The sequence below is a fragment of the Terrihalobacillus insolitus genome, assembly GCF_028416575.1.
GTDB classification, from domain to species: domain Bacteria; phylum Bacillota; class Bacilli; order Bacillales; family Amphibacillaceae; genus Terrihalobacillus; species Terrihalobacillus insolitus.
In genome coordinates this window covers 89,296-104,902 of the sequence record NZ_JAMQKB010000003.1, presented here as the reverse complement: position 1 = coordinate 104,902, position 15,607 = coordinate 89,296, and the positions used below count along the sequence as shown (strand labels likewise).

The following is a 15,607-nucleotide window of genomic DNA, read 5'->3' as shown; positions in this document are numbered from 1 at the left end:
GTAGTTTTGCGTAGGGATTGAGTAATAATTGCGAACTGGAGTATATTCTTAGGGTAGTTGAGGATGAACGGTGGAGGCTGACATCTTGCGTGAGCATAACTCATAGAAAATAAAGGGTAGGTGTTCTTGTGAATGGTTTTTGGGACAATATATTTGTAGCAACCGCTGCTAGATATAGTGTAGCGATTCTGTGCTTAATTTTATTTTTGGCTATCTTTGAACTCGTGACAACGTACAAAAATTGGGAAGAGATTAAAAAAGGGAATTTTTCCGTCGCAATGGCAACGGGCGGTAAAATATTTGGGATCGCGAACATCTTTCGTTATTCCATTGAACAAAATGACACACTAATACAAAGCATTAGTTGGGGGTTATTTGGCTTTATTCTATTATTATTAGGTTATTTTATTTTTGAGTTTCTAACCCCTACCTATAAAATTGATGACGAAATCGCGAATGATAACCGAGCAGTAGGATTTATTTCAATGGTGATTTCTATTGGATTGTCATTTGTTATTGGAGCAAGCATTAGTTAAAAGTGATTTTTTGAACACGCACTTAAAGACAAGGGGAGCGAGTATAGGATGGAAACGTTGGCAAAAATCTTAGGAGTAGTAGCCGCATTATTTCTAATTGTAGGAATTATTTACTTAGTCGTTTCAGGTTAAGTGGGAATGTGGATAGCCTAGATGCACAATATATCGCTGCAAATAAGAATAAATTGCAAAATGCTATTTCAAAGACCTTCCTATATCGGTATAATAAGAATAGGAAGATAAAAGGGAGGTTTTTGAATGGACGAAAAATTGTGGCATTCGCATTACCCGCATGAGATACCCCCTAGTTTGAACTACGATGAAAAGCCGCTCCATGCTTTTTTGAAGGAGAGTGCTTTAAGTTATCCGAAAAAGAAAGCGCTTTATTTTTTAGGTAAAGAATTAACGTATGAGGAACTGTATGCTCAAGCAAAAAAATTTGCGAGCTACCTTCAAGAGCTCGGCTTGAAAAAAGGGGATCGTGTAGCGATTATGCTCCCGAATTCGCCTCAATCAGTCATCAGTTATTACGGATCTCTTATGGTTGGTTGTATCATTGTTCAAACAAACCCATTATATAAAGAAAGAGAACTAGAGTACCAGTTGAAGGATTCAGGTGCTAAAGTGATTGTTTGCTTGGATTTGTTGTTACCTATTGTAACGTCTGTAAAAGAGGGTACGGAAATAGACCATGTGATCGTGACGGGAATAAAGGACTTTTTACCATTTCCGAAAAATTTGATCTATCCTTTTATCCAAAAAAAGCAGCAGAGCAAAGTAGTAAAGCCGGTTCAATCGAATGACACGCATCTGTGGTCTACCGTAATGGCAAAGAGTGATTCGATCGTTAACGAACCAGATATTGATCCAAAAGAGGATTTAGCCTTGTTACAATATACTGGTGGAACGACAGGACATCCAAAAGGTGTTATGCTAACGCATTATAACCTTGTTTCCAACGTACAGATGTCTAAGGCATGGTTATATAAAATGAAAGATTCACAGGAAATTGTGCTTGGTGTTCTCCCATTTTTCCACGTTTATGGAATGACTGTCGTAATGAACTTTTCAATATTGATTGGTGGAAAGATGATTTTATTGCCAAAATTTGATGTAGATGACGTATTGAAGACAATCGAAAAGCAGCGACCAACTTTGTTTCCTGGTGCGCCGACCATCTATATTGGTTTACTTAACCATCCAGATTTAGGTAAATACGACCTGTCATCAATAGAAGCGTGTATGAGTGGCTCAGCTCCGCTACCTGTTGAAGTGCAGGAGCAGTTTGAACGAATAACGAATGGTCGTTTGGTGGAAGGGTACGGATTAACAGAGTCTTCACCTGTCACCCACTCAAATTTGTTATGGTCGAAGCGGGTTAACGGCAGTATTGGCATACCATGGCCAGACACAGATGCCAAAATAATGAAAACAGATACAAACGAGGAAGCTGCACTTGGAGAAGTTGGAGAAATAGTGGTGAAAGGCCCACAAGTAATGAAGGGGTACTGGAACAATGGGGAAGAAACGGCAAAGGTCTTAAAGGATGATTGGTTATTAACGGGAGATCTCGGCTACATGAATGAGGAAGGCTATTTCTTTGTTGTTGATCGTAAAAAAGATATGATTATTGCTGGCGGATACAATATTTACCCTAGAGAAGTAGAAGAAGTATTATATGAACATGAGGGCATTCAAGAAGCCGTTGTGGCAGGCATACCAGATCCTTATCGAGGAGAAACGGTTAAGGCATATGTTGTTCTCAAGGATGGATATGAATTAACGGAAACGGACTTGGACAATTTTTGTAGAAAATATTTAGCTGCATACAAGGTACCAAAAATGTATGAATTCCGTACCGAATTACCTAAAACCACAGTTGGTAAAATTTTAAGAAGGAAGTTAGTCGATGAAGAAAGAGAGAAGCAGAAGAAGGAACAAACGATATGAGCCACTTGGCTCTTTTATATGCAAAAAAAAGACAAGCTCATGTGGAATTGACAGACTTACATTCAAGTTGTAAAATGTAGATGATACATGAATGATTATTCATTCATTTCATTAACTGGTCAGGAGCTTTGTCATGAAAAATAATAAACCAAAATACAATTCGATCATAGATGCCGCTGTTCAGGTCATTGCAGAAAACGGCTATCATGCATCCCAAGTTTCTAAAATAGCAAAAAAAGCAGGAGTAGCAGATGGCACGATCTATCTCTATTTCAAAAACAAGGAAGACATCCTGATTTCTTTATTCCAGCAAAAAATGGGACAATTCACCGAGAAAATTGAACATGAAATTGCCTCAAAACAAAATGCAAAAGATAAGCTCCTTAGTATGATTTCGATGCATTTTAAACAGCTAGCGGCAGATCACCAGCTAGCAATTGTTACTCAGCTAGAATTAAGACAATCGAACAAAGATTTGCGGCTCAAAATAAACGATGTATTAAAAGGATACTTAGCCATTATTGACGATATTGTGGAAGAAGGGCAACAGGATGGCACGTTTCGTTCTGATTTAGACCTTCGACTCGTTCGACAAATGATTTTTGGAACATTAGACGAGACTGTTACAAACTGGGTCATGAAAGAACAAAAATACGACCTTATGAAACAATCGAAAGAAGTACATGAGCTACTTGTTTTCGGTCTATCTGGCAATACTCACCCATAGAGTAGGATAATGGCATTTTTATATACGAGGAGGAATTAATTTGAATGCATTAAACTATGAAATGAGCAACCATGTTGCTACGATTACGCTAAATAGTCCACCAGCCAATGCGCTGTCTAGTACTATTATGCAAGGGCTTTCCGATATTTTGGATCAAATTGAAAAGGATCCATCCATAAAAGCTATTGTATTAAAAGGGGAGGGAAAGTTTTTTTCAGCTGGGGCTGATATTAAAGAATTTACAACACTACAACAATCATCAGATTATCAATCCTTGGCAAAAAAAGGACAAGATCTTTTTAATCGAGTAGAAAATTTCCACATTCCAATTATTGCTTCTATTCATGGGGCGGCATTGGGTGGTGGATTAGAGTTAGCCATGGCCTGTCATATACGTATCGTAACTGAAACGGCCAAACTAGGGTTGCCTGAACTAACGCTAGGAATCATACCGGGATTTGCTGGCACCCAGCGTCTTCCGCAGTATGTTGGTACCGCAAAGGCCTACGAAATGATTTTATTAGGGGAACCAATTACTGGAAAACAAGCTGCTGATTGGGGATTGGCCAATACCGCTACCAGTGAAGATGAACTAGCCGCTACTACACAACTTTTAGCACAAAAAATAACAGAAAAAAGCGGTCCGTCCATTCGCCATGTTATGGAACTAATTCCATATGCGAAGTCAGCCCAGTTCCAAATAGGTGTAGAAAAAGAGGCGGAGGCATTCGGCAAAATTTTTGGGTCAAAGGGTGCAAAAGAGGGAATCCAAGCTTTTATCGACAAGCGGAAACCTAATTTAAAGGATATTTAAACAAGGGAGGAAGAAAGATGAATATCTATGTACTAATGAAAAAAACGTTTGATACGGAGGAAAAGATTGCCGTTAACAATGGAAAAATTGAGGATGATGGTGCTGAGTTCATCATTAACCCTTATGATGAATATGCAATGGAAGAAGCAATTAAGCAACGCGAAGAGCACGGTGGTGAAGTAACCGTCGTAACAGTAGGAAATGAGGACTCTGAAAAGCAACTTCGAACCGCCCTTGCTATGGGTGCAGACAAAGCTGTACTCATAAATATTGAAGAAGATGTGGAAGAAACAGATCAATTCACAACCGTCAAAATTTTGGAGGCATTCTTTGACGACAAAGATGTGGATCTGATTTTAGCTGGTAATGTAGCGATTGATCAGGCAAGTGGGCAAGTAGGTCCGCGTCTTGCTGAACGATTAAACATTCCTTATGTAACAACAATTACCGATTTGCAAATAAAAGGAGAAACCGTTGAGATAGAACGTGATGTGGAGGGTGATATAGAAAAAGTAGAGACGACTCTACCTCTCTTGGTGACCTGTCAACAAGGATTAAATGAGCCACGGTACCCATCCTTGCCTGGAATTATGAAAGCAAAGAAAAAGCCATTAGAGGAGCTCGAGTTAGATGACCTTGATTTAGAAGAGGAAGATGTAGAACCGAAAACCAAAACAATTGATGTATTCTTACCTCCCGAAAAAGAAGCTGGAAGAGTACTAGAAGGCGAATTGGATGATCAGGTAAAAGAGTTGGTTTCGTTGTTGAACAAAGAATCGAAAGTCATTTGACAATACTAAAATAGCAGTAGCTGGGAAAGGAGAAGTAACATGTCTAGAAAAGTATTAGTGATCGGGGAAATAAAGGATGCGTCACTTCGAAATGTAACATTTGAGGCGATTGCAGCAGCCCAGAAGATAAGTAACGATGGTGAAATAGTTGGCTTAATCATTGGGGATAAAGACCTAAATGAAAGTGGAAATACAATGATCCAATATGGTGCAGATCGAGTGATCACTATTGTCAATGAACAGTTGAAAACGTATACTTCAGAAGGGTTTGCCCAAGCTGTAATGGAAGTAATAGAAGAAGAAAATCCAGAGGCAATCATCATGGGTCACACTGCAATAGGTAAAGACTTAACACCGAAGCTTGCAAGCAAGCTTGAATCAGGTTTAATCTCTGATGTTACAGATATTGAAGTAACTGGTGACAACGTAGTATTTACAAGGCCAATCTACTCAGGAAAAGCGTTTGAGAAAAAAATCATCTCGGATGGCGTTATCTTTGCAACGATTCGACCGAATAATATTACACCGCTTGATAAAAATGAAAATCGTACTGGAGAAGTGTCCTCAAAAGATGTGACAATCAAGGATTTAAGGACAGTGATCAAGGATATTATCCGTAAAACATCAGAAGGTGTGGATTTATCCGAAGCGAAAGTGATTATTGCTGGTGGTCGAGGTGTGAAAAGTAAAGAAGGCTTTGACCCATTAAATGAACTGGCAAAAGTACTTGGAGGCGCTGTCGGTGCTTCCCGTGGTGCGTGTGATGCGGACTATTGTGACTATTCATTACAAATAGGTCAAACCGGAAAAGTGGTAACACCTGATCTATATATTGCGTGTGGAATTTCTGGTGCGATTCAGCATTTGGCGGGAATGTCCAATTCCAAGGTAATTGTTGCAATTAACAAAGATCCTGAGGCAAACATCTTTAACGTTGCCGATTACGGAATTGTTGGTGATTTATTTGAAGTCGTGCCAAAGCTTACGGAAGAAATCAAACAATTAAAAGTAAACGCTTAAAAGAGGTTGTTCAAGAAAAGAGTACCGTTTAAGACTAAGTAGTTCCGTTTCTGTGGAGAAACATACGAAATAGCATACTAATTATCAGACCAAGTCGCATATGATTTGGTCTCTTCTTTTCCCTTATCCACCAAGGATTATTGGATTTCATGCATTGCTCCTGCCTCTCGGGAAGTCATTGCACCTTGTCCTTCGTTGACATCTTTTTGAATTTCTTGTTTTACTTTCTGTGCATCAGTTCCCGCAAATTCTGGTTTCATAATAGAACCCAAATTCTCTTTATCTTTTTTATCTTGTTGCATTACAAGTCCTCCTTTATTGTTTAACAATCTTATTATTTACAAAAGAACGCATGGTATGTCCAGAGTATTTGAGCGAATTTCACTTTAAACGGATTTTAGAAGAAATTGCTCCCTTGAAGAAGTTTTCTAATTCTCCAGATGCAATGCGAGAGTACCAAAAAATTCACCATGAGGATCCAAATCGGGACTATATGTTCTTCATACTAGTCGAAAGGAACCTAATACCATTGAAAAAATGAGTAGGTGTTCGACGGGGGCTCAATGTCCACCTAAATCTCATCGATTGTAGCTTCAGTCCTGAATGCCAGCAATTGCTAATATCGAGGGTTTTTAATACCCCTAGTCATTCGAAGCAACCAATTTTGTAGGTTTAACCATTTTAATATAGTGGTATTAGATATAGCATTAGTAAAAATAAAGGAGAGTAGTCAGCAATGCTAGAACAAATGGGGAATTCAGCTATCACTTCTCTAGGTTTCTTTTGGAAGGCGGGTTGGGCCTTTGTGGTAGGTTATTTTATTAGTTCGATGATACAGGCTTTTGTGCCGAAAGATAAAATGGTCAAATATATGGGTAATGCCAAGTTAAAGTCAGTAGGATTGTCAACACTTTTTGGGGCAATTAGCTCCTCGTGCTCTTTTGCAGCCTTAGCAGCAGGGAAGAGTCTTTTTAAAAAAGGGGCACATTTTGTTCCGACCTTAGCATTTTTATTTGCTTCGACCAATTTAGTTGTTGAGTTAGGCATTCTGATTTATATTTTTTTAGGTTGGCAATTTGTGGTGGCAGAAATAATTGGAGGTATTGCATTAATCTTTGTAACCTGGTTACTAGTCAAATTAACTTACCCGAAAAAATTAGTAGAAGAAGCGAGAGAAAATGTAGAAGATAATGAAATGGAGGACAACTTTGATTGGAAAAAGAAGATAAAAACGAAGGAAGGCTGGCTCCAAGTTGGACATGAATTTGTGATGAATTGGCAAATGGTCTGGAAGGAAATTACGATTGGTTTTACTTTGGCAGGAATAATGGCCACTTTTGTTAGTGCAAACACGTGGAAAGCCTTCTTTTTAGTCGATCAAGCAGATGGTTTTTTCAAAGTATTGGAAAATGCCGCCGTAGGGCCATTAGTCGCTATGCTAACGTTTATTGGTTCCTTGGGTAACATTCCAATCGCTACGATATTGGCATCAAGTGGCGTCGCTTTCGCGGGAATAATGGCATTTATTTATTCCGACTTAATCGTTCCACCAATCGTCGCCGTCCATAAAAAATATTACGGTATGAAAACAGCGCTTTATATCGCAGCGGTTTTTTATGTCTCTATTCTCATTACCGCATTGGGAATAAACTACGCTTTTACTTCGGTTGGTTTTCTACCAGAATCAGCGAAACAAATTATGGAGGAAAGTCCATTTCAAATTAATTACACATTTTGGTTGAACATTGTATTTGCCTTTCTAGCTTGGTTTGCCTTATATCTAAATAAAAAATTCAAACAATCAACATCGCATTCAATGATGATGATGAACATGGAAGGTGATTCAAAATTCAAGACAATCGTAACATATGCATGTTTAGGTTATTTAGCAGTAGGTTTGTTAATAAGTTTAATGTAAATTATTAGAAATAGTGTATTTACGCAATTTTAATACAACTTGTTTCTTCCCCGCAGTTCAGGACAGCACTTTTTTATCTGGATTAACATATACCTAATACAGTGGAGATAAGCAAACTAATATGCATGGAGCAGCTTAAGATGCTATACTTTATAAAATAGAGATTTACGAGGAGGAAATTCGAATGGCAATTGTTCACGCAACGGATCAAAATTTTAAAGCAGAGACTGGTGAAGGAGTAGTATTAGCAGACTTTTGGGCACCTTGGTGTGGACCATGTAAAATGATTGCGCCCGTTTTAGAAGAAATTGATGGAGAGATGAACGATAAAGTTAAAATAGTAAAGCTAGACGTTGATGAAAACCAAGAAACAGCTGGTAAATTTGGTGTAATGAGCATTCCAACATTGCTTCTCTTTAAAGATGGAGAAGTAGTTGATCAAGTAGTCGGTTTCCAACCGAAAGAAGCATTGGAAGAATTAATCAGCAAACACTCTTAAAAACGCACTGAAAGTAAATATTCAATCATTCTCATCCCTTGTTACTATTCGTAACAGGGGATGATTTGTTATAATAAATCGTATCTAGACAACACACAAAAACGTAGAGGTGGAAATCGTGAATGACAAAATAAAGGAAAAACTCGCGGTTCTTCCTGATCAACCAGGTTGTTATTTAATGAAAGATAAAAATAATACGATCATATATGTCGGTAAATCCAAAGTGCTAAAAAACAGAGTACGTTCCTACTTTACAGGTGCACATGATCAGAAAACGCAACGTCTCGTCCAAGAAATTGTTCAATTTGAATATATTGTGACCTCCTCTGAAATAGAGGCACTCATTTTAGAAATGAACCTCATTAAAAAATATGATCCCAAATATAATGTATTGCTTAAGGATGACAAAACCTATCCATATTTAAAAATTACTGCTGAGGAGCACCCTAGACTGATTGTAACAAGAAAAGTGAAAAAGGATAAAGGTAAGTATTTCGGTCCTTACCCAAATGTAATAGCGGCTAGAGAAACCAAAAAATTATTAGACCGCTTATTTCCTTTAAGAAAATGCAATAAACTCCCAGATCGCGTTTGCTTATACTATCACATGAATCAGTGCCTTGGACCGTGTGTCTATCCAGTTAGCCAGGAAACAAATAAAGAAATAGTCCAAAGCATTACTTCTTTTTTAAACGGTGGACACAAGGAAATAAAGAAAGACATAAAGCAAAAAATGTACCAAGCATCAGAAGGTTTGGATTTTGAGCGTGCCAAAGAACTTCGTGATCAAATCCAGCACATTGAGTCTGTAATGGAACAACAAAAAATGACACTTAACGATGAAGTCGATCGGGATATATTTGGTTATGCATTTGATAAAGGGTGGATGTGTGTACAAGTGTTTTTTATAAGACAAGGAAAACTTATCGAACGAGACGTTTCTGTTTTCCCTTTTTTTGATGAACCACAAGAAACGTTTCATAGTTATATTGGGAGATTCTATTTACATCAAAATCATCCAAGGCCTCGCCAGATCTTAGTTCCTGTCGCAACAGACAACAAATTAATCCAAGAATTATTAGAAGTTGATGTACACATTCCACACAGAGGCCGAAAAAAAGAATTGGTAAAGTTAGCAACGAAAAACGCTAAAATAGCGCTAGAAGAAAAATTCTCCTTGATTGAGCGTGATGAAGAGCGCACGATCAAAGCGGTGGAGGGGTTAGGGGAAAAGCTGAACATTGAAACCCCGCATCGGATTGAGGCATTTGATAATTCAAATATTCAAGGAACAGATCCTGTTTCGGCAATGGTTGTATTCATTGACGGACGGCCAAATAAAAAAGAATATCGAAAATATAAAATAAGAGATGTAAGCGGACCAGATGACTATGAAACAATGCGCGAGGTAGTAAGAAGAAGATATTCCAAAGTTTTAAAGGACAACCTTCCATTACCAGATTTGATTGTAATTGATGGAGCGAAAGGCCAAATGTCTGCGGCCAAGGACATCCTTGAAAATGAGCTAGGCCTTGATATCCCTTTATGTGGATTAGCCAAAGATGACAAGCATCGCACAAGTGAACTTTTGTATGGAGAACCTCCACAAATCGTTTCGCTTGATCGACAATCTCAGACTTTTTACCTAATCCAACGCATTCAGGATGAGGTGCATCGATTTGCGATTTCTTTTCATAGACAGCTTAGAGGGAAAAGTGCTTTTAAATCAGAGTTAGATACCATTCCTGGAGTAGGAGAAAAACGTCGAAGGATTTTGTTACGCCATTTTAAGTCGATCTCAGAAATTAAAAACGCTTCTGTAGAGGACATAAAGAAGCTAGGCATCCCCACTCCAACAGCCGAAACCATTTTAGCACAGTTGAATTCAAATCCTTGAACATGCACTTGGAAATAAGAAACTCTTATCGTTTCACGATAAGAGTTTCTTATTCATTTCGTATAAATGACACTAAACTGGACAGATTGTTTTTTTGGTTTACTTTCATCCATACACTCACAAGCAATATCTTTAATGGTTTGAAACGATTCTGCCAAAAAACCAGCCTCAAATCGATATTCAGTTCCTACTTGTAATCGCAACTGTCTGCTTAACGCGTCTCCCGTAAGTTCAAAGATTGTTTCGCGTCTTTTTTCCTTAACTTGTGTCAAGGTTCCCCAACCCGCTTGTTTGAAAAACGCTTGGACATCCTCTAACTGGGTATATTGTAATCTTCTAGCTAAATTTTTCCCCATTGTATAAAGGATTGTAGATGCATCTTTTCCTAACAGATCAGGCAAACTAATATGGCGAAGAATATCATAACCAGCACCAGCTGTATGGAGTTGATGGACGATGTTTTCTTCTAGTTTTTCGATTTTTCTTTCCATAAACAAATACCATCCTTTCCTAAATATTATCTCTTGAATTGCTAGGAGAAGCAAGTAGTCTTATGATCTATATACAAAACAATTGATATTTCGCGACTTGTTTTCTTGACGCTCCAAGTTCAGAGAAGTACAATAAACATGTTACAAAATTGTACAATTTCCAACTACGCAATTTCTAGTTGATTCATTTTGAGTAAAGCGCTTTTACGGACAGGGAATTTGTACGAATTACAACAATGACATATGTTGAGGGGGGTAAACATGGCAGGACAACGTGAGTTCTATTATCGAAGGCTTCATTCATTATTAGGGGTAGTTCCAATTGGGGTCTTTTTGATTCAACACTTAACCGTTAACTATTTCTCTGTATATGGAAGAGAAAACTTTAACAGGGCAGCGGAATTTATGGCAAATCTTCCATTTCGTTACTTTTTGGAAATTTTCGTTATTTTTCTTCCTATTTTGTTTCATGCGATTTTAGGCGTATATATTGTGTTCGTGTCAAAGAACAACGTGAAGAGATATGGTTTCTTCCGCAATTGGATGTTCTATTTGCAAAGAATCACAGGAGTTATTACGCTCATTTTTATTGCATGGCACGTTTGGGAAACAAGAATTGCAATTGGACTGGGTAGGGCAGAATTAGATTATAGCTTAATGGAGACGATCCTTTCTGAACCGTTTATTTTCTGGTTCTATTTGATTGGAGTCTTATCCACTACTTTTCATTTTGCAAATGGTTTATGGAGTTTCCTCGTTTCTTGGGGAATCACGATCACTCCACGCTCACAGGTAATAGCCACATATGTGACGTTAATCGTTTTCGTAGCGGTTTCTTATATGGGTGTAAGGGTGCTTTTCCAATTCGCATCAGGTTCTTAAATAAGTGTAAGTAAATAAAGGTTTTAATAGCTAATGAGGAGAGTGAGCAAAACTATGAGTAATCGCAATATTGTTGTTGTAGGTGGCGGTCTTGCCGGGCTTATGGCGACTATCAAAGCAGCGGAAGCAGGTGTTCATGTTGATCTGCTCTCTATTGTTCCTGTAAAGCGTTCTCACTCTGTTTGTGCGCAAGGTGGTATTAACGGTGCTGTTAATACGAAGGGTGAAGGGGATTCTCCTTGGGAACACTTTGATGACACTGTATATGGTGGAGACTTTTTGGCAAATCAACCTCCTGTTAAAGCGATGTGTGATGCAGCACCAGGAATTATACATATGCTGGATCGCATGGGCGTAATGTTCAACCGTACGCCTGAAGGATTATTGGACTTTCGTCGTTTTGGTGGAACGCAACACCATCGAACAGCATATGCTGGGGCAACAACTGGACAACAACTATTATATGCACTAGATGAACAAGTAAGGCGCTTTGAGGCAGAAGGACTTGTTACGAAATATGAGGGTTGGGAATTTCTTTCTGCTGTTATTGATGAAGAAGGCATTGGTCGCGGTATTATTACACAAAACATTCAATCACATGAAATCCAACTGTTAAAAGCCGATGCTGTTATACTGGCTACAGGGGGACCTGGTATTATATTTGGTAAATCTACAAATTCTGTAATTAATACAGGATCCGCCGCAGCTGCACTTTATTTGCAAGGTGCATATTACGCGAATGGTGAGTTTATTCAAATCCACCCAACGGCAATTCCTGGTGATGATAAATTACGCCTTATGAGTGAATCTGCACGTGGTGAAGGTGGACGAGTTTGGACATATAAGGATGGAGAACCTTGGTATTTCTTAGAGGAAAAGTATCCTGCATATGGAAACCTTGTACCTCGAGATATCGCTACAAGGGAAATTTTTGATGTCTGTGTAAATCAGAAGCTAGGTGTGAATGGTGAGAATATGGTTTACTTAGACCTTTCTCACAAAGATCCAAAAGAATTGGATGTAAAGCTTGGTGGAATTATTGAGATTTACGAAAAATTTGTTGGTGAAGATCCACGTAAAGTTCCAATGAAAATTTTCCCTGCTGTTCACTATTCCATGGGTGGACTTTGGGTTGACTTTGAGCAAATGACAAATATCCCAGGAATTTTTGCAGCGGGAGAATGTGACTATAGCCAGCATGGTGGAAACCGTCTAGGTGCAAATTCGCTACTTTCCTCGATTTACGGCGGAATGGTAGCAGGACCAAATGCAATTAAATATGTGGAAGGCTTAGATAAAACAGCTGAAGATGTATCTAGTGCATTTTTTGATGAGAAATTAAAGGAAGAGAAAGATAAATTTGAACAACTAATGGGCATGAAGGGTACTGAAAATGCTTATCAAATCCATAAAGAGCTTGGGGAATGGATGACAGATAATGTTACGGTTGTCCGTGATAATAAAAAACTGAAGCAAACAGATGAAAAAATTAAAGAACTAATGGAGCGTTGGGAGAATATCAATATTAATGATACTTCTCGGTGGAGTAATCAAGGGGTAATGTTTACTCGACAATTACAAAATATGCTTCAATTAGCTCGTGTTATTACGATCGGTGCTTTAAATCGCAATGAAAGTCGTGGTGCTCATTATAAACCAGAGTTTCCTGATCGTAACGATGAAGAATGGCTCAAAACAACGAAAGCTCAATATAACAAAACAAATAATGCCCCTGAGTTCACATATGAAGATGTTGATATTTCACTTATTAAGCCTAGAAAACGTGACTATAGTAAAAGTAAAGGGGGTAAATAAGAATGGCTGAGCAATCAACACTTACGCTAATCATTCAAAGGCAGGATACCCCAGATTCTGCTCCATACGATGAAACATTTAATGTGCCTTACCGAAAGAATATGAACGTTATTTCAGCTTTAATGGAGATTCGCAAAAATCCAGTAAATAAAGACAACCAGAATACGACACCTGTATTCTGGGAAATGGGATGTTTAGAAGAGGTATGTGGTGCCTGTTCGATGGTAATAAATGGTGAGGCGCGTCAAGCATGTTCCACATTGGTTGATAAGTTAGAACAACCAATTCGCTTAGCACCTATGAAAACTTTTCCAATAGTACGGGATTTAGCTGTTGACAGAAGCCAAATGTTCGAAGCACTTAAAAAGACAAAATCTTGGATCCCAATTGATGGAACCCACGATCTTGGTCCAGGACCAAGAATGGCCGAAAAAAAGCGTCAATGGGCATATGAACTATCTAAGTGCATGACATGTGGAGTGTGTCTTGAGGCTTGTCCAAATGTAAATGACAAATCCGATTTCATGGGTCCATTTATTTTTCCACAGGTTCGACTCAAAAACGCTCACCCTACAGGAGAGATGAATAAAGGTGAACGTACGGAAACAATAATGGGTGAAGGTGGAATCGAAGGCTGTGGAAATTCACAAAACTGTGTTCAGGTTTGCCCAAAAGGAATTCCGATTACCACTTCGATCGCATCCATGAACCGTGAAACAAATATTCAATCTTTTAAAGCCTTCTTTGGTAGTGACCGTCTCTAATAATTCGATTATGTGAAGAGAAACCCTTACCAATATTGGTAAGGGTTTCTTCGATTTAACTAATGTTCACAATAAGGGGGATTCTTATATGAAATCAATAAGTTATATTAATGACTTTGAACAGTGGCGCAATGCGTTTGAATTCTACATACCTATTAATATCAGATTTTCTGAAACAGATATGTTTGGCCACGTTAATAACGTGTCACCATTCATTTATTTTGAAGAAGCAAGAATTGAGTATTTGAAAAAAATTGGTTTGTTCGGTGATCTTTCAAAAGAAAATGATACCATTCCAATTGCCGCTGACCTTCAGTGTGATTATCACAAACAAATGTTTTTTAATGATCAAATTAAGCTTTATGTTAAAGTAAATCAAATCGGAAATACATCGTTAGACATGCATTACATGGCAATAAATCAAGACGATGAAGTATGTTTAACTGGCAGGGGTCGCTTAGTTCAAATTAATCAGAAGACTGGAAAGCCTACCCCATTTAGCGATGAGGTAAAAAAGACCTTGTTCGGATAGCTTGATTAGCCAGGCTGTACAGAAGATAACAGATTATCCTTACTTTTCTGAGCTCTTTGCTACGGTAAAAACCGACTCTCCTAGGAAAGTCGGTTTTTTTTTTAGAGCTTTAGTTCCCCCATACGAAGGAGCTCTACTACAGCCTGCGAGCGCCCCTTAACTCCAAGTTTTTGCATAGCATTTGATATGTGGTTTCGCACCGTTTTTTCTGATATAAACAATTCCTGGGCGATTTCTTTCGTTGTTTTGTCCTGTACTAAGAGTTCAAATACTTCCTTTTCACGTTTCGTTAATAATTGCTTCGGCTTGTAGTCATTATCCTTCAAAAGCTAACCCCTCCTTGCTGTCTTAGAGCTGCAATTACTGAAGGGTATTTATTTAGTCAATGTTATAATATGTAACAGTGCGTATTACGTGCGTGTTTATAAGTAATGTAGGCTTCACGATCCATCCTATTAAAATTAATAGTTGAATTTTCGTATAAAAACCTTGAAAATAAGGTTATATGAATTTTGGAGGGATAATTCAACATGCCATCTACCATTGCTGACATTGAAAAGAAATTAAGGCTTATTGCTGGAATTATTAAGCAAAAAGGTAGAGAAATACTACATCACTATCCAATAACAGCGCCTCAATTTGTCGCCCTTCAGTGGTTACTAGACGAAGGTGACTTGACCATTGGAGAACTCTCAAACAAAATACATTTGGCTTTTAGTACGACTACCGATTTGGTTGATCGAATGGAAAAAAATAATATAGTGGAACGAATTCGAGATGCAAAAGACAAGCGTGTAGTAAGAATCCACCTTCTCGATAAAGGGAAAGACATTATACATGAGGTGATCCATAAGAGACAGGTCTACCTTGGTGACGTATTGAAAAATGTATCGGCGGATCAAGTTGATACATTAAATCAAATTTTAAGTCTGCTTCACGAACAAATGCAAAACGTAGATAATAAATAACAA

17 protein-coding genes are annotated in these 15,607 nt (G+C 38.1%); 14 read left to right on the top strand and 3 right to left on the bottom strand.

Translation table 11 applies throughout. The features are described 5' to 3' along the window. The first annotated feature begins 128 nt into the window (after nt 1-128). The 6 genes from NC797_RS05380 (at nt 129) to NC797_RS05355 (ending at nt 5,838) form a co-directional block, all read left to right on the top strand. Entirely contained in the window at nt 129-536 is a 408-nt protein-coding gene (locus NC797_RS05380) for a DUF350 domain-containing protein (protein ID WP_272435722.1), read from the top strand. Between the two features lie 258 nt (nt 537-794). Next, the gene (locus NC797_RS05375; protein ID WP_272435720.1) at nt 795-2,486 is read left to right on the top strand and encodes a long-chain-fatty-acid--CoA ligase; all 1,692 of its coding nucleotides are present in this window, start codon (nt 795-797) and stop codon (nt 2,484-2,486) included. Between the two features lie 133 nt (nt 2,487-2,619). Next, nucleotides 2,620-3,213 carry a TetR/AcrR family transcriptional regulator gene (locus NC797_RS05370; RefSeq protein WP_272435719.1) on the top strand — a complete coding sequence of 198 codons (594 nt, stop codon included), beginning with the start codon at nt 2,620-2,622 and terminating at the stop codon, nt 3,211-3,213. A 40-nt stretch (nt 3,214-3,253) separates the two neighbouring features. Next, on the top strand, nt 3,254-4,027 hold the full coding sequence (locus NC797_RS05365; RefSeq protein WP_272435718.1) for an enoyl-CoA hydratase: 774 nt from the start codon (nt 3,254-3,256) through the stop codon (nt 4,025-4,027). Between the two features lie 17 nt (nt 4,028-4,044). Next, nucleotides 4,045-4,818, top strand: coding sequence for an electron transfer flavoprotein subunit beta/FixA family protein (locus NC797_RS05360; RefSeq protein ID WP_272435717.1), 774 nt, complete (start codon nt 4,045-4,047; stop codon nt 4,816-4,818). Nucleotides 4,819-4,857: 39 nt separating this feature from the next. Beyond that, a complete protein-coding gene (locus NC797_RS05355; protein WP_272435716.1) occupies nt 4,858-5,838 on the top strand; it encodes an electron transfer flavoprotein subunit alpha/FixB family protein in 981 nt (326 codons plus the stop codon). A 137-nt stretch (nt 5,839-5,975) separates the two neighbouring features. Here NC797_RS05355 and NC797_RS05350 read toward each other — a convergent pair whose 3' ends face one another. Beyond that, the gene (locus tag NC797_RS05350) at nt 5,976-6,140 is read right to left on the bottom strand and encodes a hypothetical protein (protein ID WP_272435715.1); all 165 of its coding nucleotides are present in this window, start codon (nt 6,138-6,140) and stop codon (nt 5,976-5,978) included. 434 nt (nt 6,141-6,574) lie between these two features. On the opposite strand from NC797_RS05350, the gene NC797_RS05345 reads away from it, so the two are divergent. The 3 genes from NC797_RS05345 (at nt 6,575) to uvrC (ending at nt 10,152) form a co-directional block, all read left to right on the top strand. Then, nucleotides 6,575-7,756 (top strand): permease, encoded by a 1,182-nt coding sequence (locus NC797_RS05345; protein WP_272435714.1) that lies wholly within the window; start codon nt 6,575-6,577, stop codon nt 7,754-7,756. 184 nt (nt 7,757-7,940) lie between these two features. Further along, nucleotides 7,941-8,255 carry a thioredoxin gene (trxA, locus tag NC797_RS05340; protein WP_272435713.1) on the top strand — a complete coding sequence of 105 codons (315 nt, stop codon included), beginning with the start codon at nt 7,941-7,943 and terminating at the stop codon, nt 8,253-8,255. A gap of 118 nt (nt 8,256-8,373) precedes the next feature. Continuing rightward, nucleotides 8,374-10,152 (top strand): excinuclease ABC subunit UvrC, encoded by a 1,779-nt coding sequence (gene uvrC / locus NC797_RS05335; RefSeq protein ID WP_272435712.1) that lies wholly within the window; start codon nt 8,374-8,376, stop codon nt 10,150-10,152. A 53-nt stretch (nt 10,153-10,205) separates the two neighbouring features. Here the strand turns inward: uvrC and NC797_RS05330 are convergent, their stop codons facing one another. Then, nucleotides 10,206-10,643, bottom strand: coding sequence for a YslB family protein (locus NC797_RS05330; RefSeq protein WP_272435711.1), 438 nt, complete (start codon nt 10,641-10,643; stop codon nt 10,206-10,208). A 261-nt stretch (nt 10,644-10,904) separates the two neighbouring features. On the opposite strand from NC797_RS05330, the gene NC797_RS05325 reads away from it, so the two are divergent. The 4 genes from NC797_RS05325 (at nt 10,905) to NC797_RS05310 (ending at nt 14,636) form a co-directional block, all read left to right on the top strand. Beyond that, a complete protein-coding gene (locus NC797_RS05325; RefSeq protein WP_272435710.1) occupies nt 10,905-11,525 on the top strand; it encodes a succinate dehydrogenase cytochrome b558 subunit in 621 nt (206 codons plus the stop codon). Between the two features lie 54 nt (nt 11,526-11,579). After that, nucleotides 11,580-13,340, top strand: a complete 1,761-nt coding sequence (gene sdhA / locus NC797_RS05320) for a succinate dehydrogenase flavoprotein subunit (protein ID WP_272435709.1) — start codon at nt 11,580-11,582, stop codon at nt 13,338-13,340. Nucleotides 13,341-13,342: 2 nt separating this feature from the next. Continuing rightward, entirely contained in the window at nt 13,343-14,104 is a 762-nt protein-coding gene (sdhB, locus tag NC797_RS05315) for a succinate dehydrogenase iron-sulfur subunit (protein WP_272435708.1), read from the top strand. A gap of 88 nt (nt 14,105-14,192) precedes the next feature. Then, a complete protein-coding gene (locus tag NC797_RS05310; RefSeq protein WP_272435706.1) occupies nt 14,193-14,636 on the top strand; it encodes an acyl-CoA thioesterase in 444 nt (147 codons plus the stop codon). A gap of 101 nt (nt 14,637-14,737) precedes the next feature. Here NC797_RS05310 and NC797_RS05305 read toward each other — a convergent pair whose 3' ends face one another. Next, nucleotides 14,738-14,962 carry a helix-turn-helix domain-containing protein gene (locus tag NC797_RS05305; protein ID WP_269412049.1) on the bottom strand — a complete coding sequence of 75 codons (225 nt, stop codon included), beginning with the start codon at nt 14,960-14,962 and terminating at the stop codon, nt 14,738-14,740. Nucleotides 14,963-15,166: 204 nt separating this feature from the next. Here NC797_RS05305 and NC797_RS05300 point away from each other — a divergent pair, with 204 nt between their 5' ends. Then, entirely contained in the window at nt 15,167-15,604 is a 438-nt protein-coding gene (locus tag NC797_RS05300) for a MarR family winged helix-turn-helix transcriptional regulator (protein ID WP_272435705.1), read from the top strand. Nucleotides 15,605-15,607 lie beyond the last annotated feature (3 nt).